The sequence below is a fragment of the Curvibacter sp. Hmag1.1 genome, from assembly GCF_059769165.1.
This window is the reverse complement of sequence record NZ_JBMBGX010000002.1, coordinates 3,259,998-3,279,767: the sequence shown is the minus strand read 5'-3', so window position 1 is coordinate 3,279,767 and position 19,770 is coordinate 3,259,998. Positions and strand designations below refer to the sequence as shown.

At 60.6% G+C, this 19,770-nt stretch carries 19 protein-coding genes and 1 tRNA gene; 9 read left to right on the top strand and 11 right to left on the bottom strand.

Annotated features, from left to right (window positions below):
- Window positions 1-22: 22 nt before the first annotated feature.
- Complete coding sequence (locus ACOAP0_RS15950) at window positions 23-1,111, top strand: TRAP transporter substrate-binding protein (RefSeq protein WP_498377197.1); 1,089 nt, start codon at window positions 23-25, stop codon at window positions 1,109-1,111.
- On the top strand, window positions 1,111-3,762 hold the full coding sequence (locus ACOAP0_RS15945; RefSeq protein ID WP_498391467.1) for a bifunctional diguanylate cyclase/phosphodiesterase: 2,652 nt from the start codon (window positions 1,111-1,113) through the stop codon (window positions 3,760-3,762). Before ACOAP0_RS15950 ends, ACOAP0_RS15945 begins: the two co-directional genes overlap by 1 nt.
- Before the next feature lie 72 nt (window positions 3,763-3,834).
- Here ACOAP0_RS15945 and queF read toward each other — a convergent pair whose 3' ends face one another.
- The 3 genes from queF to yaaA are packed head-to-tail and all read right to left on the bottom strand — an operon-like array spanning window position 3,835 to window position 6,396.
- Window positions 3,835-4,680 carry an NADPH-dependent 7-cyano-7-deazaguanine reductase QueF gene (gene queF / locus ACOAP0_RS15940; RefSeq protein WP_498377195.1) on the bottom strand — a complete coding sequence of 282 codons (846 nt, stop codon included), beginning with the start codon at window positions 4,678-4,680 and terminating at the stop codon, window positions 3,835-3,837.
- A 9-nt stretch (window positions 4,681-4,689) separates the two neighbouring features.
- On the bottom strand, window positions 4,690-5,595 hold the full coding sequence (locus ACOAP0_RS15935; protein ID WP_498377194.1) for an alpha/beta fold hydrolase: 906 nt from the start codon (window positions 5,593-5,595) through the stop codon (window positions 4,690-4,692).
- A gap of 27 nt (window positions 5,596-5,622) precedes the next feature.
- Window positions 5,623-6,396, bottom strand: coding sequence for a peroxide stress protein YaaA (gene yaaA / locus ACOAP0_RS15930; RefSeq protein WP_498377193.1), 774 nt, complete (start codon window positions 6,394-6,396; stop codon window positions 5,623-5,625).
- A 153-nt stretch (window positions 6,397-6,549) separates the two neighbouring features.
- Here yaaA and ACOAP0_RS15925 point away from each other — a divergent pair, with 153 nt between their 5' ends.
- From ACOAP0_RS15925 to moaC, 3 genes are all read left to right on the top strand, one after another.
- On the top strand, window positions 6,550-7,926 hold the full coding sequence (locus tag ACOAP0_RS15925) for an esterase-like activity of phytase family protein (RefSeq protein ID WP_498377192.1): 1,377 nt from the start codon (window positions 6,550-6,552) through the stop codon (window positions 7,924-7,926).
- A gap of 42 nt (window positions 7,927-7,968) precedes the next feature.
- On the top strand, window positions 7,969-8,850 hold the full coding sequence (locus tag ACOAP0_RS15920) for a MaoC family dehydratase (RefSeq protein WP_498377191.1): 882 nt from the start codon (window positions 7,969-7,971) through the stop codon (window positions 8,848-8,850).
- A gap of 68 nt (window positions 8,851-8,918) precedes the next feature.
- A complete protein-coding gene (gene moaC, locus ACOAP0_RS15915) occupies window positions 8,919-9,437 on the top strand; it encodes a cyclic pyranopterin monophosphate synthase MoaC (RefSeq protein ID WP_138516496.1) in 519 nt (172 codons plus the stop codon).
- Between the two features lie 16 nt (window positions 9,438-9,453).
- Here moaC and ACOAP0_RS15910 read toward each other — a convergent pair whose 3' ends face one another.
- Window positions 9,454-9,762, bottom strand: a complete 309-nt coding sequence (locus tag ACOAP0_RS15910) for a DUF1330 domain-containing protein (RefSeq protein ID WP_498377190.1) — start codon at window positions 9,760-9,762, stop codon at window positions 9,454-9,456.
- Between the two features lie 187 nt (window positions 9,763-9,949).
- Between ACOAP0_RS15910 and ACOAP0_RS15905 the strand changes: the two genes are divergently transcribed.
- Window positions 9,950-12,889 carry a valine--tRNA ligase gene (locus ACOAP0_RS15905; protein ID WP_498377189.1) on the top strand — a complete coding sequence of 980 codons (2,940 nt, stop codon included), beginning with the start codon at window positions 9,950-9,952 and terminating at the stop codon, window positions 12,887-12,889.
- 81 nt (window positions 12,890-12,970) lie between these two features.
- Here ACOAP0_RS15905 and ACOAP0_RS15900 read toward each other — a convergent pair whose 3' ends face one another.
- The 3 genes from ACOAP0_RS15900 to cysM all read right to left on the bottom strand — a co-directional run bounded on the left by ACOAP0_RS15900 (window position 12,971) and on the right by cysM (window position 14,757).
- On the bottom strand, window positions 12,971-13,198 hold the full coding sequence (locus ACOAP0_RS15900) for a sulfurtransferase TusA family protein (RefSeq protein WP_087496804.1): 228 nt from the start codon (window positions 13,196-13,198) through the stop codon (window positions 12,971-12,973).
- A 30-nt stretch (window positions 13,199-13,228) separates the two neighbouring features.
- Window positions 13,229-13,780 carry an NUDIX domain-containing protein gene (locus ACOAP0_RS15895; protein WP_498377188.1) on the bottom strand — a complete coding sequence of 184 codons (552 nt, stop codon included), beginning with the start codon at window positions 13,778-13,780 and terminating at the stop codon, window positions 13,229-13,231.
- Between the two features lie 74 nt (window positions 13,781-13,854).
- Window positions 13,855-14,757: a cysteine synthase CysM gene (gene cysM / locus ACOAP0_RS15890; RefSeq protein ID WP_313869156.1), complete on the bottom strand. Its 903-nt coding sequence runs from the start codon at window positions 14,755-14,757 to the stop codon at window positions 13,855-13,857.
- Window positions 14,758-14,796: 39 nt separating this feature from the next.
- Here cysM and ACOAP0_RS15885 point away from each other — a divergent pair.
- Both ACOAP0_RS15885 and ACOAP0_RS15880 read left to right on the top strand, forming a co-directional pair.
- A tRNA-Leu gene (locus tag ACOAP0_RS15885) sits at window positions 14,797-14,881 on the top strand.
- Between the two features lie 130 nt (window positions 14,882-15,011).
- Entirely contained in the window at window positions 15,012-15,728 is a 717-nt protein-coding gene (locus ACOAP0_RS15880; protein WP_498377187.1) for a phosphatase PAP2 family protein, read from the top strand.
- Here ACOAP0_RS15880 and ACOAP0_RS15875 read toward each other — a convergent pair.
- The gene (locus ACOAP0_RS15875) at window positions 15,680-16,609 is read right to left on the bottom strand and encodes an SDR family oxidoreductase (protein ID WP_498377186.1); all 930 of its coding nucleotides are present in this window, start codon (window positions 16,607-16,609) and stop codon (window positions 15,680-15,682) included. The genes ACOAP0_RS15880 and ACOAP0_RS15875 overlap by 49 nt on opposite strands.
- A 42-nt stretch (window positions 16,610-16,651) precedes the next feature.
- Between ACOAP0_RS15875 and ACOAP0_RS15870 the strand changes: the two genes are divergently transcribed.
- Entirely contained in the window at window positions 16,652-17,701 is a 1,050-nt protein-coding gene (locus ACOAP0_RS15870) for a CDP-6-deoxy-delta-3,4-glucoseen reductase (protein WP_498391466.1), read from the top strand.
- A gap of 50 nt (window positions 17,702-17,751) precedes the next feature.
- On the opposite strand, the gene ACOAP0_RS15865 is transcribed toward ACOAP0_RS15870, so the two are convergent.
- The 3 genes from ACOAP0_RS15865 to ACOAP0_RS15855 all read right to left on the bottom strand — a co-directional run bounded on the left by ACOAP0_RS15865 (window position 17,752) and on the right by ACOAP0_RS15855 (window position 19,750).
- Window positions 17,752-18,123, bottom strand: a complete 372-nt coding sequence (locus tag ACOAP0_RS15865; protein ID WP_498377184.1) for a hypothetical protein — start codon at window positions 18,121-18,123, stop codon at window positions 17,752-17,754.
- 126 nt (window positions 18,124-18,249) lie between these two features.
- Window positions 18,250-18,969, bottom strand: a complete 720-nt coding sequence (locus ACOAP0_RS15860; protein ID WP_313869151.1) for an ABC transporter ATP-binding protein — start codon at window positions 18,967-18,969, stop codon at window positions 18,250-18,252.
- 10 nt (window positions 18,970-18,979) lie between these two features.
- Complete coding sequence (locus ACOAP0_RS15855) at window positions 18,980-19,750, bottom strand: ABC transporter ATP-binding protein (RefSeq protein WP_087496797.1); 771 nt, start codon at window positions 19,748-19,750, stop codon at window positions 18,980-18,982.
- Between the last annotated feature and the right edge of the window lie 20 nt (window positions 19,751-19,770).

The window sequence follows — 19,770 nt, the reverse complement described above, 5'->3', positions numbered from 1 at the left end:
GCAGATCAGCAGGAGGCGTACTGTGGAGAAAAAACTAAGCCCCCGCACGTTGTTGGCTTGGATGTTGGTACTCTGGACTTGCCTTGCGCAGGCTTGGGCTCAGGCCGCTCCACCAGCACCCGCGGGCGGACAACGCTTGCGCATCGTCGGCGGCTTGGCGGGCATACACCAGTACGTGCGCAATGAGGAGCCCTTCTGGACCCAAGAGCTGTCCCGTCTGACCGCAGGCAAATACAGCGCAGAGATAGCTCCTTTTGACCGGTCCGGAGTTCCTGGTGAAGAAATGCTTCGCTTGATGGAACTCGGCGTCGTGCCATTCGGCACTGCGCTCATGAACCTTTCCTCCGCCCAAAATCCCATGCTGGGTGCCATCGACCTCGCAGGCCTGAACCCTGACATCGCCAGCCTGCGCCGTAATCTCTCCGCGTACCGCCCCTATTTGCAAAAAATGTTGCGTGAAAAACATGGGGTGGAACTGCTGGCTGTGTATATCTACCCGGCGCAAGTGCTGTTCTGCAAACGCCAATTCAGCAGCCTGCTGGATCTTGAAGGGCGGCGCATCCGTGTTTCCTCACCCACCCAATCCGACATGGTCGCTGCCTTGGGCGGAGTGCCCGTGCTGGTGGGATTCAGCCAGATCGTGGCGAATATGCAGTCCGGCAACACCGAGTGCGCTATCACCGGCACCATGTCCGGCTACACCATCGGCCTGCACGAAGTCACCGAGTATTACCACCCCATGCCCATCAGCTGGGGCTTGGCACTTTTCGGCGCCAATCTGAATGCTTGGAACGCACTGCCTGCGGACTTGCGCGCAGTGTTGGGGCGCGAAATACCCAAGCTGGAGGCCAACATATGGGCCGAGAGCGAACGTGAGACTGCCGAAGGACTGGCCTGCAACCGAGGCGATGCATCCTGCACAGGTACACGCAAAGGCCACATGAAAGAAGTCGCTCCTTCCAAAAAAGATGCCCAAAGAATGCAAGAAATCCTGCGCTCAGTGGTGATTCCACGCTGGATGCAACGGTGTAACCAGCGCTGCAAAGACATGTGGGACAACACCATCGGCAGCGTATGGACCGCCGCGCCGCCCGGCGCTGCCACTCGCTGATGCCACAACGCTACTCCAAGGCCACTTTGTCTGCCGTCGTGGTGACGGTGGCCTTGATTTTGTCAGTAGCCGCCGCCACCACGCTGCTGGCCAGAAACCTTTACACCGGTGCCATCACGGATGGCAAATCGCAAGCAGACCGCTTTGTCACAGGAGCACAAGCTGCGGTCAACCGCAGCTTGCTGGGGGTCGATGTGCTGCTGGCCAGTCTGAGTAGCCTGCTCAATCTGGACAGCATGCAGGCCGACTGGCTGGAGGGGCCGCTGGCCGGCAAACTGATTCAGGGCGCCACTCGGCAAAACCTGCTGGTGCGCAATGTCTGGCTCATGGACGCCCAAGGCACGGTCGTCGCCAGCTCCGAAAGCCAGGGTGCGGAGACCAACCCTGAGACACCACCGAGCTTTGTGAGTGAGGCCATCAACGTGCCGGTGTCCACCCTCATCATCAGCCAGCCGGTGATCAGCCCACGCAGTGCGGAGCAGGTCTTGTTTTTCGGGCGGCATCTGAAACTGGCCGATGGCAGCAAGCTACTTGCTGTGGCGGAGGTACCGGTCAACCTGATCACCACCATCCTCGTGCAAGGGGCCGACATCAGCCAGCTGGAAGCCACCCTGGAGCGGGGGAACGGGCAACTTCTGGCCAGCATGCCGGCACAGGACGCGCTGAACGGCGTCATCCTCAACCCGGCTTTGGGGAGCAACGCCAGTGTGAACGCCCGGGAAATGCAGTCGCGCATCCAGCAACGCCCTGCCCTGGTGGCCTCGCGCCCCATGCTCTATAACGACCTGCTGATCACGGCCAGCATTCCAATGGAAACCGTAATGGCAGATTGGCGCTTCCAGGTGCGACTGATCGGTCTGGTGGGACTGGCCTTCAGCCTGTTCCTGGCCGGGGCAGGCTTTGCCGCGGTGCGCTACCTGCAGAGCATGGGCCGCGCCCAGCGCTCCATCAGCGACGCCAAGGCCACGACCGACCGCGCCCTTGAATCCATGGAGAGCGGCTTTCTGCTGCTGGATGCCCAGCGCAAAGTCGTGACCTGGAACCGCCGCTACCTGGAGATGTACCCCTGGCAGGCGGGTGAGATCAAAGCAGGCGCTTCTTTCGAGAAGATGCTGATGGTCACGGCACTGGAAACCCTGGGCGATGTGCCGGAAGAGGCCAGAGTGCAGTGGGTGGCCAACCGCATGTCGCTCATGTCGCAAGGGGTGCACAGCCACGAGCGCGAGTTTCCCAACGGCCGCATCATCGAAATCACGGAGCGTGGCACGCCGGATGGCGGCGTGGTCATCGTCTACCAGGACGTGACCCGCCTGCGCCGTGCCAGCGCCGAGATCGAGCAGCTGGCTTTCTTTGACCCCCTCACCGGCCTGCCCAACCGCCGGCTGCTGACTGACCGGCTGCAACAGGCGCTGGTGGCCACTGTGCGCAGTGGCCGGCATGGCGCCCTGCTGTTCATGGACCTGGACCACTTCAAAACGCTGAACGACACCCTGGGGCACGATGTGGGGGACCTGCTGTTGCAGCAAGTGGCACAGCGCGTGAAAGGCTGCGTGCGCGAAGCAGACACGGTAGCGCGGCTCGGTGGTGACGAATTTGTGGTCATGCTCTTGGACCTGAGCCCGGACGCCGCGGAGGCCGCGCGCCAGACCCGACTGGTGGGCGACAACGTGCTGCGATCCATCAACGAGCCCTACACACTCAAAGGCAAGCACTACCGCAGCTCTTGCAGTCTGGGTGCAGCCATGTTCGGCGATAGCCAACAGAATGCGGCTGAGCTGCTCAAACAAGCGGACATTGCGATGTACCAGGTGAAAAACACTGGGCGCAATGCGCTGTGCTTCTTTGACCCTGGCATGCTGGCCATCATCGAGGCACGCGCCAACCTTGAAAACGATCTGCGCCGCGGCATCAGCGAATCTCAGTTTGAGCTGTACTACCAGTTGCAGGTCACGGACAACGGTACACCGGTAGGCGCCGAGGCTTTGATCCGCTGGCACCACCCGTTGCGCGGCATGGTGATGCCGGCAGAGTTCATCAGTCTGGCGGAAGAGACCAACCTGATTTTGCCTATGGGCCAGTGGGTACTGGAGCAGGCGTGCAAACAGTTAGCCGAATGGCAAGCTACCCCGGAGACAGCGGATTTGCAGCTGTCGGTGAATGTGAGTGCCCGCCAATTCCGGCAAGCCGAATTTGTGGAGCATGTGCGTGCCACGCTGCGCGCCAGCGGTGCCCGGGCCAGCCTGCTGAAACTGGAGCTGACCGAGAGTCTGGTGCTGGACAACGTGGACGACACTGTAGAAAAAATGCACGCACTCAAGTCACTGGGTGTGCGCTTCTCCATGGACGATTTCGGTACCGGCCATTCGTCGCTGGCCTACCTCACGCGCCTGCCGCTGGACCAGCTCAAGATCGACCAATCCTTTGTGCACAACATCGGACTGCAGGCTACCGACTCGATGATCATCCAGACCATCATCGGCATGGGGAACAACCTGGGATTGGAAGTGCTGGCCGAGGGCGTGGAAACCGAAGCCCAACGCGCCTTCCTGGCCGCGCACGGCTGCCACTTGTGCCAGGGCTACCTGTTCGGGCGACCCCAGCCGGTAGATGCCTTCAACGGCGGGCTGATTACTGAAGAAATCACTGCCTAGCGCTCACCAAATCTGCACTGGCAGCTACTGTTTCAATAGCAAATACATGCCGGCGACCTGCCGGCAACAGGGTCACTGGCGTGCAGTGCGGGTGTTGGCAGGCAGCGCCTGTGGGTGGCTGGTCCGGAAAGGGTTGATATCCAGCCCGCCACGGCGCGTGTAACGGGCATACACCGTGAGCTTGGTGGGGTGGCAGCGGCTCCAGATGTCCATGAAGATGCGCTCTACGCACTGCTCATGGAACTCATTGTGGTTGCGGTAGCTGATCAGGTACTGCAGCAGGCCTTCCTGATTGATCTGCGCGCCGGTGTAGCTGATCTGCACGCTGCCCCAGTCCGGCTGGCCGGTCACCAGGCAATTGCTCTTGAGCAGGTTGCTCACCAGCACTTCACTCACCACACCCTCCTCGGCCGGCGCGGTACTCAGCAGTTCCGGCGCGGGTTGGTAGCGGGTGCACTCCACGTCCAAGCGGTCCAGGTTCAGGCCGTCGAGCTCATACACCGGCTCGCGGTCAAACTGGTCGGCCGCTATCAGGCGCACCCCCACTGACTGCACGGGCCCGCCGCGCCAAGCGGCTTCAGCAATGTCGGTGCGCAGGCGCTGCAGCACGTCGGAAGCATCAGCAAACTGCGTGTTGTTGAAGCTGTTGAGGTAGAGCTTGAAGGACTTGCTCTCGATGATGTTGGGCGACTCAGCGGGAATGGTGAAGTGCACCAGCGCCACTTGGGGCTTGCCACGTGTGTTGAGCCAACTCAGCTCAAACGCAGTCCACATGTCGGCGCCGAAAAACGGCGCCGCGCCGGTAATGCCGATCTCGGTACGCTTGCCCGAGCGGGGAATGGGGAACAAGAGCGAGGCGTCGTACCGGTCAACATACGCCGACGATTTGCCGAGTTGGGATTGTTCAGGGGTGTTCATGCGATGTTCTCAAACTGCGGGGTGGGCCGTGATGTGGGACAAGAGCGCGGCCAGAATGCGGCGCACCGGTTCCGGGGGCAGATCGTGCCCCATGCCGTCAATGGTCACCAGCTTAGCACCGGGTATGCGGCGCGCCGTGTCCTGGCCGCAGGCCAAAGGCACCAGCGGGTCGGCAGTCCCGTGCACCACCAAAGTAGGCGCCGCAATGCGCCCCAGCAGTGCTGCCCGCGCATGGTCGGACACCACGGCCACCATCTGTCGCAAGGTGCCCACGGGATAAAACGCCCGCTCCACACCACGGGTGATGCGTGCTCGCAAATCCGCTTCCGGTAATGGGAAAGCCGGGCTGCCGATGGCACGGAATAGCGCGAGGGAATGCTCAATCACGGCCGCCTTGCTACTGCCTGTTGGGCGACTCAGCATGGCGCGCAGCACCTCGGGGGTGGGGCCCGGCAGGCCCTTGGCGCCGCTGCTGCTCATGATGCTGGTCAGACTCAGCACCCGCTGCGGCACGGCCAGTGCCACGCGCTGCGCAATCATGCCGCCCATGCTCACGCCCACCACATGGGCTTGACGCACACCAAGAGCATCCAGCACGCCAATCGCGTCTGCGGCCATATCGCTCAAGGAGTAAGGGGCTGCAGGCGTAAAGCCCAGCTTGTACTGCAGGCTGGCCCACATCAGGTTGGGCTTTCCCGCAGCATCCATACGGGTGCTCAGGCCCACATCGCGGTTGTCAAAACGGATGACGCGGTAGCCCGCATCCTCCAGCCCCTGCACCATGTCGGGCGGCCAGGCGATCAGTTGCAGGCCCAGCCCCATGATGAGCAGAACCGCCGGCTTGGCCGCGAACGACGCGTCCTGCGTGGCGCTGTCTTCGACTTCAATCTCGATACCGTTTGCTCTTATTTTCATAGCTGCTCGCGCAAATTCAACGGGCGCTCAGGCCTGTTTTCTTCTAAAAACCAGCCGCTCGGGCGTGGACTCTTGCCCAGCAAAGGCGTAGCCGTCCACATCAAAGCCCCTGAGCTGCTCGGGCGTACTCAGGCGGTGCTCAATGGCATAGCGCGCCATCAGGCCGCGCGCCTTTTTGGCAAAGAAGCTGATGATCTTGTAGTTCCCGTCTTTGTATTCCTGGAACACGCATTCCACCACCCGGCCCTTCAGGGCCTTGAGGTCCACGGCCTTGAAGTATTCGTTCGAGGCCAGATTGACCACCACGGGTGTGGTGTCGACTTTCAGGCGCTTGTTCAGGTAGTCGGAGAGCTGGCTGCCCCAGTAGTGGTAGAGGTTGCTGCCGTGCGGGCCCTTCAGGCCGGTGCCCATTTCCAGGCGGTAAGGCTGCATCAGGTCCAAAGGGCGCAGCACGCCGTAGAGGCCACTCAGGATGCACACGTGCTCTTGGGCCCACGCCAAGTCATCGGCGCCCAATGTCTTGGCATTGAGGCCGTCGTACACATCGCCGTTGAAGGCGAGCACGGCCTGGCGGGCATTCCTCTCGGTGGATTTGGGCGACCAGGCCGCGTAGCGCGCCACATTGAGGGCAGAGAGCTTGTCGGACAGATCCATGAGCCCGGCTATGTCCTGCGGCGAATACGCACGCAACAGGCTGATCAATTCCTTGGACTGCTTGACAAACAGAGGCGCGGTGTGGGGCTGACCATTCAGCGGGGTCTCAAAATCCAGCGATTTGGCGGGGGAAAGCAAAAACAACATGGCAATTTAGGGCTGCGCGAGGCGAGCCGGCCAGTTTATCGCTAAGGCTTATGTCGCACAGATCGCAGGCGTGAAGGCCCGTGCAAGCGTCACGGTTTGTTCATATGCGCGGCTTAGTCTCGGCGCCTTCTTCAACCGGGAACCTTGACCACCATGAACGCTTTCTCCCCCACCCGCCTCGCAGCCGCGCTTGCACTGGCTGTGACCGCCTTCAGCGCCTCCGCCCAAACGGAAGTCACGGCCGTGCTGGCCGGCCACGCCGCCCTGCCCGCCTCCACCACGGTGGAAGCGCCCAAGTCCGCCGGTCCGTTCTTTGAGACCGCCGGCAAGTTCAACGCGGCTAATCGCCAGCGCACCGAGGCACTGGGCAGCATTGACGGCATCAGCTTTGTGGGCGACCCCAAGTACCCACGCAAGTCCGGTGGCAGCTTGCCCATCAAGGGCCAATCCGTTCAAGGGTTCTCCGGCATCGTGTCGCTGGGCAACAGCGAATTCCTGGTGCTGACCGACAACGGCTTCGGCAGCAAGCTCAACTCGCAGGACGCGCTGCTGATGGTGCACCACGCCAAAGCTGACTGGGCCAAGGGCGAAGTCACCCGCCTCAAGACCACCTTCCTGCAAGACCCGGACCGCAAAGTGCCCTTTGCCATCCAGAACGAAGCTACCGCAGAGCGCTTTCTGACCGGTATCGACTTCGACCCCGAATCCATCCAGATCGTGGGTGACGAATGGTGGATCGGTGACGAGTTCGGCCCCTATGTGCTGCGCGTGACCCCCCAAGGCAAGGTACTGGGTGTGATCGAAACCGTGGTGGGCGGCAAGGCCTACCGCAGCCCCGACCACTACATGAACGGCCGCTTGCCCAACTACCCCGGCGACGCCAGCTTTGAAGTGCGCCGTAGCGGCGGCTTTGAGCCCATGGCCAAGTCTTTGGACGGCAAGACCCTCTACCCCATGTTTGAGTGGCCTCTGTGGGACGCTACCACCAAGGCCCATGAAATGCACAAGGGCAAGCCCTACACCCGCATTCTGGAACTGGATGCCGCCAGCAAAACCTACAGCACCCGCCAGAGGAAGTACGCGTTTGAAGAAGCCGGCAACATTGCCGCCGACTTCCAGATGCTGAGCGCCACGACGGGTCTGGTCATCGAACGCGACGACATGACCGAAGGCTCCGGCAACGTCTGCAAGGACGAGCCGCGCACCGACTGCTTTACCCGTCCTGCCAAGTTCAAGCGTGTCTACAAGATCGATTTCGCCCAGACCGACGCCGATGGTTTTGTGAAAAAAGTGGCATTTATTGACCTCACCAAAATCGCCAACCCCAACCGGCTGGCCAAGCGCGGCCCGAACGAGGAAACTTTTGTGCTGCCCCACCTCGGACCTGAAGGCCTGACCGTGGTGGACGCCAAGCACATCGTGGTGGTGAACGACAACAACTTCCCCTACTCCAGCGGCCGCACCCTGGGCAAGCCGGATGACAATGAGCTGACCCTGCTCAACATCCAGGCGCTGATCGACGCGAAGTAATTGGGTTTGCAGGCCGGTGCCGCCATGCACAATGGCGGCACCATGCCTCTTACTGCTTCGCCCCCCGTTTCTCTGGCGTTTTCTTCCCGGCCCCGCAATGCCGGAGCTTTGTTCCGCAGCCTGCTGGCGGGACGGCCGGCGCAGGCCGCACCGGATCAACTTTCCATCGCCATCCATGCCCACTGGCACGGTGCTCAAGCAGATGCCAGGCGACTGAAGCAGTACCGTGAAGTGTGTGGCCTCACGGATGCCGGATTTTTGCCCCCGCTGTACCTGCACGCCATGGCCATGCCCCTGCACATGGCGGTCATGAGTCACCTGCAGTTTCCCCTGCGCCTGCTGGGCCTGGTGCATCTGGCCAACAGCATGCAGTGCCTGCGCCCCATCGGCGACTTTGAGACCTTGGATATGGACTGCCAGCTCCATGGCATAGAGGCGACCGAACGCGGCCAGACCTTTACCTTGCATACCCGGCTGCAAACTGCGGGCGAGACGGTATGGACCGAGACCAGCACCTTTCTAGCCCCCCTGCCCCGTGGCGGAAAACGTCAGCCACCTGACGATCGGCCCGACTGGGGCAGCCCTGTGGCTCGCTGGGCGGTGGCGGGCAACGCCGGGCGCCGCTTTGCGGGCCCGTCCGGTGACTGGAACCCGATCCACGTGAGTGCTTTCACGGCACGCCTGTTCGGCTACCCACGGGCCATTGCACACGGCATGTTCAGCGCCGCCCGCTGCGTAGACTTGCTCTGCCGCGATCTGCCCGCTTGCGCGCCCCTGCAAATCGACCTGCGCTTCAAGCGCCCCCTGTTGATTCCTGGCGAAGTGGCCTTACATACCCGGCAAGAGGCAGACAGCACCCGCTTTGTGCTGAACGTGCTGCCGCAGGGCGAGCCGCATATTGAAGGCGCCTTGCGCAGGCTGTAAGCCCGCAAAGCACCTGGCCAGGAAGCTGCCCGCCTCACCCATCATTGATTGCGAACGAGGAAACTACCATGAGCAACCCCGCAGATGCAGGCTCAGCCCTGACCCATTTCGACAACAAAGGCGATGCCCACATGGTCAATATCGCCGGCAAACCGTTGACGCACCGCAAGGCAGTAGCCGGCGGGCGCATCCAGATGCAGCAGCACACGCTGGACCTGATCCAAAACGCGCAGGCCGCCAAAGGCGATGTGCTGGGCGTGGCGCGTGTGGCCGGCATCATGGCCGCCAAGAAAACCAGCGACCTCATTCCCCTGTGCCACCCCATCATGCTCACTCGGGTGGCTATCGAATTTGAAGTGATTCACGCCACGGCCACCACCCCGCCCGCCATCCAGTGCCTGGCCATTGCCGAAACCACAGGTGGCACAGGCGTGGAAATGGAAGCGCTGACCGCCGTACAGGTCACCCTGCTGACCATTTACGACATGTGCAAGGCCGTGGACAAAGGCATGGTCATGACCGACGTGAAGCTGCTTGAAAAGCACGGCGGCAAGTCGGGCACCTACCTCGCCCCGCCCACCGCCTGACCGCGCTGTCAGCCGCTTAGTCCCCCGGCTGCGCACCCTCGTAGCCCTCAATCAGGATCAGGTCGATCACCGACACGTCTTTGCGCAGGGCGATGGCGGCTTGGTATTCGGGGGAATGCCAGCAGTCCACCGCCGCCTGGTAGCTGGGGAATTCAATCACCACGTTGCGGCTGCGGCTCTGACCCTCGGGGTTCTCAAAGCGGCCGGCGCGCACCAGAAAGCGGGCGCCGTACTTTTTGAACGGCGCGGCGTTCGCGGCCTGATACGCCTTGTACGCCTCGATATCGAACACTTCAACGCGGCCTATCCAGTAACCCTTGGGCATATTTGTCTCCTGTGGAATGCTTGGCGCCAGTGTAGAAGATGCCGCCCCCGGCTACCCGTGCACGATTGCAAATGGAATATGCCCCTAGCGCTTGTTGAATATGCGCCAATAGCTATCAAAAGCATAGCAAATACCGGGGTATAGCCCTGCACCGGTAAAATCGACGCTCGCTCTTAGAAGAACCTCCATGTCTGACAACGCCAACACCCCCATTGCCGCCCCCACCGCCCCCGAACAACCGGGTCTGCAGTCCCTCTCCAAGTCTTTTGAACCCGCTGCGCTGGAAGCGCACTGGGGCCCCGAGTGGGAAAAGCGCGGCTACGGCATCGCCGGCTTCCGCGGCACCAGCGCACCGGATGCAGCGGCTGCTGCACAGGGCAAAAACTTCTCCATCCAGCTGCCACCACCCAACGTGACGGGCACGCTGCACATGGGCCACGCGTTCAACCAGACCATCATGGACAGCCTGACCCGCTACCACCGCATGGCCGGTTTCAACACCGCGTGGATTCCGGGCACCGACCACGCCGGCATTGCCACCCAGATCGTGGTAGAGCGCCAGCTGCAAGAGCAAAAAGTCAGCCGCCACGACCTGGGCCGTGAGGCTTTCACCAAAAAGGTCTGGGAGTGGAAAGAAAAGTCCGGCAACACCATCACCACCCAGATGCGCCGCATGGGCGACAGCGTGGACTGGAGCCGCGAATACTTCACCATGGACCCCAAGCTGTCGCAAACGGTCACCGAGACCTTTGTGCAGCTCTACGAGCAAGGCCTGATTTACCGCGGCAAGCGCCTGGTGAACTGGGACCCGATCTTGATGAGCGCCGTGTCGGATCTGGAAGTGGAAAGCGAAGAAGAAGACGGCTCGCTCTGGCACATCCGCTACCCGTTGGCCGATGGCTCCGGTGACATCACCGTGGCCACCACCCGCCCCGAGACCATGCTGGGCGACGTGGCGGTGATGGTGCACCCCGAGGACGAGCGCTACACCGCGCTGATCGGCAAGCATGTCACCCTGCCCCTGTGCGGCCGCACCATCCCCGTGATTGCCGACGATTACGTGGACAAGGCCTTTGGTACCGGTGTAGTGAAGGTCACCCCCGCCCACGACCAGAACGACTATGCCGTCGGCCAGCGCCACAAGCTGCCCATGATCTGCGTGTTGACCCTGGACGCCAAGATCAACGAGAACGCCCCCGCTGCCTACCAAGGCCTGGACCGTTTTGTGGCCCGCAAAAAAGTGGTGGCAGACCTCGAAGCCGGCGGCTTCCTGGTTGAGGTGAAGAAGCACAAGCTCATGGTGCCGCGCTGCGCCCGCACTGGCCAGGTGATCGAGCCCATGCTCACCGACCAATGGTTTGTCGCCATGAACCAGGTGGGCAAAGGCGACGCCACCGGCAAGTCCATCGCCCAAAAAGCCATTGACGCTGTGCAAAGCGGCGAGGTGAAATTTGTGCCCGAGAACTGGGTCAACACCTACAACCAGTGGATGAACAACATCCAGGACTGGTGTATCAGCCGCCAACTCTGGTGGGGCCACCAGATTCCGGCTTGGTATGACGAGGACGGCAACGTGATCGTGGCCCGCAACGAAGCAGAAGCGCAAGCCAAGGCACCGGGCAAAACACTGCGCCGTGATGAAGACGTACTCGACACCTGGTACTCCAGCGCGCTGGTGCCCTTCAGCACCATGGGCTGGGGCAACGAAGGCGCCGGCACCGGTGCCACCGACGACTACAACCTCTACCTACCCAGCAGCACGCTGGTGACCGGCTACGACATCATCTTCTTCTGGGTCGCCCGGATGATCATGATGACCACGCACTTCACCGGCCGCGTGCCGTTCAAGCACGTCTACATCCACGGCCTGGTGCGCGACGCCCAAGGCAAGAAGATGAGCAAGTCCGAAGGCAACGTGCTGGACCCCGTGGACCTGATCGACGGCATTGCGCTCAGCCCCCTGCTGGACAAACGCACCACCGGACTGCGCAAACCAGAGACCGCGCCTGCCGTTCGCAAAAACACCGAGAAAGAATTCCCCGAGGGCATTCCCGCCTACGGTGCCGACGCACTGCGCTTCACCTTTGCCGCACTCGCGTCGCTGGGCCGCAGCATCAACTTCGACAGCAAGCGCTGCGAGGGCTACCGCAATTTCTGCAACAAGCTGTGGAACGCCACCCGCTTTGTGCTGATGAACTGCGAAGGTCAGGACTGCGGCCTGATGGAGCACAGCAAAGAACAGTGTGCGCCCGGAGGCGTTGCCCATGGCTACCTGGAGTTCAGCCAAAGCGACCGCTGGATCGTGTCGCTTTTGCAAAAGACCGAGGCTGACGTGGCCCAAGGCTTTGCCGACTACCGCTTGGACAACGTCGCCAACACGATTTACGACTTCGTGTGGAACGAGTTCTGCGACTGGTACCTGGAAATCGCCAAGGTACAAATCAACACCGGCACTGACGCGCAAAAACGCGCCACCCGCCGCACCCTGATCCGCACCCTGGAGACCATCCTGCGCATGGCACACCCCATCACGCCCTTCATCACCGAGGAGCTGTGGCAAAAGGTGGCACCCGTCGCGGGTCGTAGCGGTCCCTCGATCTCGATTGCGGCCTACCCTGTCAGCCAGCCTGAGCGCATTGACGAAGCCGCGATTGCGCACGTCGCCAAACTCAAGCAACTGGTGGACGCATGCCGCAACCTTCGTGGTGAGATGAACGTATCGCCCGCGACCCGCCTGCCTTTGTATGTGGTGGCCCAGACAGAAGCTGAGGGTGCTTTCCTGCAATCGTCTGCCGCCGTGCTGCAGGCATTGGCCAAGCTGAGCGAAGTCAAGCTGTTCGACAACGAGGCTGCATGGCAAGCCGCCGCCCAGTCTGCGCCTGTGGCGGTGGTGGGCGAAGCCCGCGTGTGCCTGTTTGTGGAAGTGGACGTGGCGGCCGAAAAGCTGCGCTTGGGCAAGGAGGTGACTCGCTTAGAGGAGCAGATTGCCAAAGCCAGCACCAAGCTCAACAACGAGGCTTTTGTCGCCAAGGCGCCTGCTGCCGTGCTGGAGCAGGAACGCAAGCGCGTGGCCGACTTCGCCGCCACCTTGACCAAGGTGCAAGAGCAATTGGCTCGTTTGGGGTGATAGCAAGTTTGCCGGTACGCCGGCGGACAACAAAAAAGCCGGCTTCAAGCCGGCTTTTTTGTTAGCGCGCTGATCGCAATGTCAGCGTCGACGCAGCACGTGGATGAACATGGTGCCTACGGTTTGCTGGTCCACGAGCTCATGCCCGGTCTGCTTGGTGAAAGCCTGGAAATCGCGCAATGAACCGGGGTCGGTAGCCACCACCTTGAGGGTCTGTCCGCTGTGCAACTCGGCCAGCGCCTTCTTGGCTTTCAGGATAGGGAGCGGGCAATTCAAACCGCTGGTGTCAATTTCTTTGTCGAAGTTCATGCAGGCTGCTTTCTGGCGTTGGAACTGATTTTAGTCGGCCCGTTGCTCGATGTCTTTGCGCCACACCGGATCAATGAACTCCGGCTCATGGCCGCGAGACCGCAAAAATTCTGCAAGTGCATAGCCGGTGCCGGCAGGCCAGCATTTCACGTCCTGCAGGTCATAGAGACGGTAATCCACCAGTTCGGGGCTGAGCTTCACCTCCCCGTCGCACACTGCGTGGTAGGCAATGATGACCTGGTTCATGCGCTGGAAGTCATACACCCCCAAGAGCTTGAGGGCACTGGTGTGGAGGTTGGTCTCTTCCGCGATCTCCCGCGCAATGCCCTCCTCGGACGTTTCGCCGGCTTCCATGAAGCCGGTGATCAACGCGTACATTTTGCCGGGCCAAGCCGCATTGCGGGCCAGAAGCACCTGCCCGCGGTACTCAATCACGGCCGCCAGCACGGGCGTGGGGTTGTTCCAATGGGTGAAGTCGCATGACGGGCACCGCAGGCGTGTTTTGTCACCTCCGTCTTCGGCCAGGGTGATCTCAGCCAATGGTGTAGCGCATTGCGGGCAAAACTTGAAAACTGCTGACATGGAAGCCTTTGCTATTATTTCAGGAGCTGCCCGCGCAATATCCACGAGCGCCAATGGCTGATTTACCTTCAATATCAGGCGGGGAAAACGCCGGTAGACAAGTAACGGTCGCCGCGGTCGCAGACGATGAAAACGATCACCGCATCGCGCTCGCGCTTGGCGATTTCCTGTGCCACCCAGCATGCACCGGCGGCAGAGATGCCACCGAAAATGCCCTCTTCGCGGGCCATGCGGCGGCACATGTCTTCGGCGTCGCCCTGGCTCACATAAATCAGCTCGTCAACGTTGGACGGGTCGTAAATCTTGGGCAGGTATTCCTGCGGCCACTTGCGGATGCCGGGAATGCGCGAGCCTTCAGAGGGCTGCGCGCCGATGATGCGAATGGCAGGGTTCTTCTCTTTCAGGAAGCGGGAGACACCTGTGATGGTGCCTGTAGTGCCCATGGCGCTCACAAAGTGGGTCACACGCCCGCCGGTTTGTTCCCAGATCTCAGGGCCGGTCGTTTCGTAATGGATGCGCGGGTTGTCGCCATTGGCGAATTGGTCCAGCACCCGACCTTTGCCCTCACGTTGCATCTGTTCTGCGAGGTCTCGCGCGTATTCCATGCCGCCGCTCTTGGGCGTGAGAATGAGCTCAGCACCGAAGGCCTTCATGGTCTGCGCGCGCTCGATGGACAGGTCCTCGGGCATGATCAAAATCATGCGGTAGCCCTTGACCGCAGCAGCCATGGCCAGCGCAATGCCAGTGTTGCCTGAGGTGGCCTCAATCAGCGTGTCACCGGGCTGAATGTCGCCGCGCTCCTGAGCGCGCTGAATCATGGAGAGTGCGGGGCGGTCTTTCACCGAACCCGCAGGGTTGTTGCCTTCAAGCTTGCCCAGCAACACATTGTTGCGGGCGAGGTTGTCGGTAGCCTGAATGCGTTGCAGGGCTACCAAAGGTGTTTTTCCGATTGCTTCTTCAATAGTTGGATATTTCATGCCATAAATGTGCCATAATTCGAGCTTCACGAAATACCTGCCCAGGTGGTGAAATTGGTAGACTCAGGGGACTCAAAATCCCCCGCCGCAAGGCGTGCCGGTTCGAGTCCGGCCCTGGGCACCAGATTAAAGCCGAATGTTCTTGCAACATTCGGCTTTTTCTTTGTCGGCTGGTCCGCCTGCAATGTCCTGATCCGGTGTATGCCCGAAATGGCTTGCATCACAATCTGCTTTTTGTGTACGTCCCACACACCATGTCCATGCACTCCACAGAAGATCGCACACCTGCCCTGTTCTGGAAACTGGTGGCGGCTTCGATTCTGGTGGCACTGATACCCACCCTCTGGCCGGCGCTGGATCTTCGCGCGGCGGCTCTTTTTGCCGGCGCCACACCCGCCATTGATTCAGTCAACTGGTGGTGGGTGGAATGGATCAATGCCTGGATGCCCGCCGCATTCCGGACCATGTTGGCCATTTGCGCAATCGCATGGCTCATCTCGCACTTTGCGCAGCGATGGAAGGCGTGGCGCTTGCCGCTGGCTTTTGTGGTTTGCGCCGGCATTGCCGGACCGGGTGCGGTGGTCAATTGGGGTTTCAAAGAGCACTGGCAACGTGCCCGCCCCTATCAGGTCGAAAATTTTGGCGGCACCCAGCAGTTCACCCGAGCTGCGGTGATGACAGACCAGTGCGACAACAACTGCTCTTTTGTCAGCGGGCACGTGGCATGCGGCTTCTTCTTCAGCAGCCTGATGTTGATCCATGCGCGCGGGCGCAAGTTGTGGTTGGTGGTGGGAACTGTTTCCGGACTTGCCATCGGTTTCTCCCGCATGTCAGCGGTCGCCCATTGGTTGAGCGATGTGCTGTGGGCCTACCCGATCACGCTGATGAGCAGCTGGCTTGTTTGGCAGCTGCTACTGAAGCTCTACGGGCTGAAGGGCACAGACACCAATCCGGCAGCCACATCCGGGTAACGCAATCGCAACCGAAGCTCAGTCTTCATGCGCCGGTTGTCGATTCGGCGCGACTCACTCATGAAGCTCAACAACATCACAGGCAGCTGCTTTTGGGCACTGTCTCGTGCCACTCGGGGCGGGCGTGGCAAACCGTACAAGTCTGCCGCCATGTCGAAGTAATCCCCCATCTTCAGTTGGGTGTCGTCGCTCACGTTGTAGATTCGCTGGGGAGCGCCAGCCCATAGCGCCCGCATGCAAGCGCGGGCGAGGTCATCCGCATGAATGTGGTTGGTGTACACGTCATCCTGCGGCTGGAGCACAGGCGTACCTTTTTGCAGCCGGGTACGCGGCGTCCCACCTTCCCGGTCCGGCGCGTAGATGCCCGGAATACGCAGCACAGCGATGGGTGTACCCGTTGCCTTGCCCCATGTGCGCAACACTGCTTCTGCATGCACACGGCGCTGCGCACGAGGGGTTTGCGGGGATACAGCGCGCGTCTCTGCGACCCATTCACCGAAGCAATCACCATAGACCCCGGTGGTCGAACCATAGACCGCGGAGTGCAAGGGACTGCGCAATCGAAGTACCCGCGTTAAGGCTGCAGCGCGCGGATCGGTGCATCCTTCCGTGGGCGGCGGCGCCAGGTACATCAAACGGCTGCCCAAGCCTGCCAATCTTCTCAGGCTGGACGCCTTATCCAGATTGCCCAGCAAAGGCATCACACCGGCTTTACGGAGCTCAGTAATGCGTTCTTCGCTGGAGGTGAGCGCCATCCAACGAATGTGCGAACCGGACTGTCGAATGGCGCGCATCGCCACATCGCCGCAACCGACCACCAGCACACGCTGACGTCTGAACCGCGCCGGGAGCGCACCGAGGGGGGATTGGTTTGAAGGCAAAATCGAGGGTTGTTGACAAAGCAGCCACCTAGGATACCGAAGATGAGCGAGACCGCATCCGCCACCATGACATTTTCTGTTGCCGTGCAGCCCAGCGGACGCACCTTCAGCACACACAGCGACGAAACGCTGCTGGCTGCAGGCATACGCCAAGGGGTAGGCCTGCCCTATGGTTGCAAAGACGGCGCATGTGGCTCCTGCAAGTGCAGGATGCTGTCCGGAAGCGTGGTGCACGGCGCCCATCAAGCCAAGGCACTGAGCCCCGAGGAAGAGGCGCAAGGACTGGTGTTGACCTGCTGTGCGACCGCTACCTCCGATGTGGTGCTGGAATCCAGACAGGTGTCAGCAGAAGGTGCTTTGCCGATCAAAAAGATGCCTACCCGTGTAACGACCCTGCAAAAGGTGTCTGACGACGTCATGGTGCTGCAACTTCAACTGCCAGCGAACGACACTTTTTTGTACCGCGCCGGTCAATACATTGAATTCTTGCTCCGCGATGGCGCGCGCCGCAGTTACTCCATGGCCAACGCGCCGCAGGGCAACAGTGTGGAACTGCACATTCGCCATATGCCCGGTGGCAAATTCACCGACCACGTATTCGGCGCCATGAAGGAAAAAGAAATTCTGCGGGTGGAGGGGCTTCATGGGTCTTTCTTCCTGCGGGAGGACTCCGACAAACCCATGATCCTGCTGGCCTCCGGCACGGGCTTTGCGCCCATCAAGGCGCTGCTGGAGCACATGCTCGCGCAAGGCATTGCGCGCAACACCACCCTCTACTGGGGCGGCCGCCGTCCACAAGACCTTTACATGGACGCTTGGGTAAAAGACTTCCAAATACAGATGCCTACCTTGGCCTACGTTCCGGTCGTGTCCGATGCCCTACCGGAAGACGCGTGGGCCGGCCGTACAGGATTTGTACATCGTGCAGTGTTGGCGGACTACACCGATTTGAGCGGGTATCAGGTGTATGCGTGCGGCGCGCCTGTGGTGGTGGAGTCTGCTCGGCGCGACTATGTTTCGCTAGGCGGTTTACCTGAAGAAGAGTTTTTCGCGGACGCCTTTACCTCAGAGGCCGACAAAGCCCAAGTATGAAAACAAAAAGCCGCTGTGATTTACAGCGGCTTGTTGAAGATAGGGGCTTGTTAACCCTTGCGATCCCGCTTGCCGTCGTGGTTCAAGTCAACCTGACGGTCGTGCTTTTGCAAATAGATGGCCTTGCTTTCGGCACGCTGCATCGCGGTGATTTGCTTGCGCTCATGGCGCGTCACCTTGCCGTCGGCTTCTGCGTGATCCTCTGCTTTGTCGATGCGGGCTTCGCCCCGGTTGAGCCGGCGGGCTTCACGGGCAGTCAAGGCACCGGACGTAGTGCCTTGCGCAATGCGCTTTTCCTGATTCACTTCCCGCTTGTCGATGCCTGGGGTGGCCAAGGGGTCTTTGGGTACGGGTGCGTTTTGAGCAAACGTCACACCCGCCGACAGCAAAACGGCAGTAACAATCAAAGCACGGTATTTCATGCGAAGCTCCTTTTCAAAGTGGCATGGAACAGTTCCATGCATTTTCAACGGAGAGCCAGCAAAAGACTCCGACATCCGGAATGCAAAGCTGTGTAACAGCCTGTATCCGGACGTCGGCGGTGTCGCTTATTCGCCCAAGTAGGCGGCCCGCACCTTGGGGTCGGTCAGCATGTCAGCAGCATTACCGGTCATGGTGACAATGCCGGACTCCATCACATAGCCACGGTTGGCGATCGACAGGGCTCGGCTGGCATTCTGCTCTACCAACAACACGGTTACGCCTTGGGCGTAAACGTCTTTCACAACTTCAAAAATCTTGTCCACCATGATGGGAGACAGACCCATGGAAGGCTCATCGAGCAACAGGACCTTGGGGCGACTCATCAGTGCACGGCCCATAGCCAGCATCTGCTGCTCACCGCCGGACATGGTGCCCGCCAATTGGTCCTTGCGTTCGCGCAATCTGGGGAAGATGGTGAACATTTTTTCAATGTCCGCCAGGATGCCTTCCTTGTCGTTGCGGATGTAAGCACCCATTTGCAGGTTCTCGGTGATGGTCATGCGGGTGAACACACCGCGACCTTCCGGCACCATGGCCAGGCCTTGTTTCACCAAGTCCCAAGGGCCTTGACCCTTGATGCTTTTCCCGAGGTATTCGATATCACCGGCGTTGATGGGCAAGGTACCCGTGATGGCTTTCATGGTGGTAGTCTTGCCGGCACCGTTGGAGCCGATCAGGGAGACCAATTCACCCTCGTGCACTTCGAAATCCACACCTTTGACGGCCTGAATGCCGCCATATGCCACTTTCAGGCCTTTTACTTTGAGCAGAGTCTGGGTAGTCATTTGTCAATCCTTAGTGGCCGCTCGTGCCCAAGTAGGCCTCAATCACTTTTTCGTTCTTCTGCACGTCCGCAGGTGTGCCCTCGGCGATTTGCTTGCCGTAATCCAGCACCGTTACGCGATCACACAGGCCCATGACCAGTTTGACATCGTGTTCGATGAGCAAGATGGTGCGGTTGTCTTTGCGGATGCGGTCAATCAGTTCACGCAACATGACTTTCTCAGTCGCGTTCATGCCGGCGGCTGGCTCGTCTAGAGCGATGAGCTGGGGGTCGGTTGCCAACGCACGGGCGATCTCAAGACGGCGCTGGTCGCCATAGCTCAAGGTGCGGGCTTTGTAGTCGGCAAACTTGCCGATGCCCACGTAGTCCAAAAGTTCTTGGGCGCGTTGAGCAATCGCTGCCTCTTCCGCTTTGAAGGAGCTGGTGCGGAACACGGCGCCCAACAAGCCTGAATGCGTACGGATGTGGCGGCCCACCATCACGTTTTCCAAGGCTGTCATTTCAGCGAACAAGCGGATGTTCTGGAAAGTGCGGGCAATACCGGCTTTGGCTACGGTGTGAACCGCTGTCGGTTGGTATGGTTTGCCGGCCAGTTCAAATTTGCCGCTATCCGGTGTGTACAAGCCGGTCAGCACATTGAAGAAGGTGGTCTTACCGGCACCGTTGGGACCGATCAGGCCATACACCTGGCCACGTTCAATTTTGATGCCCACATCGCTCAAGGCCTGCAAGCCACCGAAGCGCTTGGAGACGCCGGAGACGTTCAATACTGTATCTGTCATAGGTATTCCAATCAGTTGAA

What these genes read in the sequence shown, in the direction of transcription:
- ACOAP0_RS15945 (WP_498391467.1), top strand. Translation starts at nt 1,111, where the DNA reads ATGCCACAACGCTACTCCAAGGCCACTTTGTCTGCCGTCGTGGTGACG.
- queF (WP_498377195.1), bottom strand. Translation starts at nt 4,680, where the DNA reads ATGAACACCCCTGAACAATCCCAACTCGGCAAATCGTCGGCGTATGTT.
- ACOAP0_RS15935 (WP_498377194.1), bottom strand. Translation starts at nt 5,595, where the DNA reads ATGAAAATAAGAGCAAACGGTATCGAGATTGAAGTCGAAGACAGCGCC.
- yaaA (WP_498377193.1), bottom strand. Translation starts at nt 6,396, where the DNA reads ATGTTGTTTTTGCTTTCCCCCGCCAAATCGCTGGATTTTGAGACCCCG.
- ACOAP0_RS15925 (WP_498377192.1), top strand. Translation starts at nt 6,550, where the DNA reads ATGAACGCTTTCTCCCCCACCCGCCTCGCAGCCGCGCTTGCACTGGCT.
- ACOAP0_RS15920 (WP_498377191.1), top strand. Translation starts at nt 7,969, where the DNA reads ATGCCTCTTACTGCTTCGCCCCCCGTTTCTCTGGCGTTTTCTTCCCGG.
- moaC (WP_138516496.1), top strand. Translation starts at nt 8,919, where the DNA reads ATGAGCAACCCCGCAGATGCAGGCTCAGCCCTGACCCATTTCGACAAC.
- ACOAP0_RS15910 (WP_498377190.1), bottom strand. Translation starts at nt 9,762, where the DNA reads ATGCCCAAGGGTTACTGGATAGGCCGCGTTGAAGTGTTCGATATCGAG.
- ACOAP0_RS15905 (WP_498377189.1), top strand. Translation starts at nt 9,950, where the DNA reads ATGTCTGACAACGCCAACACCCCCATTGCCGCCCCCACCGCCCCCGAA.
- ACOAP0_RS15900 (WP_087496804.1), bottom strand. Translation starts at nt 13,198, where the DNA reads ATGAACTTCGACAAAGAAATTGACACCAGCGGTTTGAATTGCCCGCTC.
- ACOAP0_RS15895 (WP_498377188.1), bottom strand. Translation starts at nt 13,780, where the DNA reads ATGTCAGCAGTTTTCAAGTTTTGCCCGCAATGCGCTACACCATTGGCT.
- cysM (WP_313869156.1), bottom strand. Translation starts at nt 14,757, where the DNA reads ATGAAATATCCAACTATTGAAGAAGCAATCGGAAAAACACCTTTGGTA.
- ACOAP0_RS15880 (WP_498377187.1), top strand. Translation starts at nt 15,012, where the DNA reads ATGTCCATGCACTCCACAGAAGATCGCACACCTGCCCTGTTCTGGAAA.
- ACOAP0_RS15870 (WP_498391466.1), top strand. Translation starts at nt 16,652, where the DNA reads ATGAGCGAGACCGCATCCGCCACCATGACATTTTCTGTTGCCGTGCAG.
- ACOAP0_RS15865 (WP_498377184.1), bottom strand. Translation starts at nt 18,123, where the DNA reads ATGAAATACCGTGCTTTGATTGTTACTGCCGTTTTGCTGTCGGCGGGT.
- ACOAP0_RS15860 (WP_313869151.1), bottom strand. Translation starts at nt 18,969, where the DNA reads ATGACTACCCAGACTCTGCTCAAAGTAAAAGGCCTGAAAGTGGCATAT.
- ACOAP0_RS15855 (WP_087496797.1), bottom strand. Translation starts at nt 19,750, where the DNA reads ATGACAGATACAGTATTGAACGTCTCCGGCGTCTCCAAGCGCTTCGGT.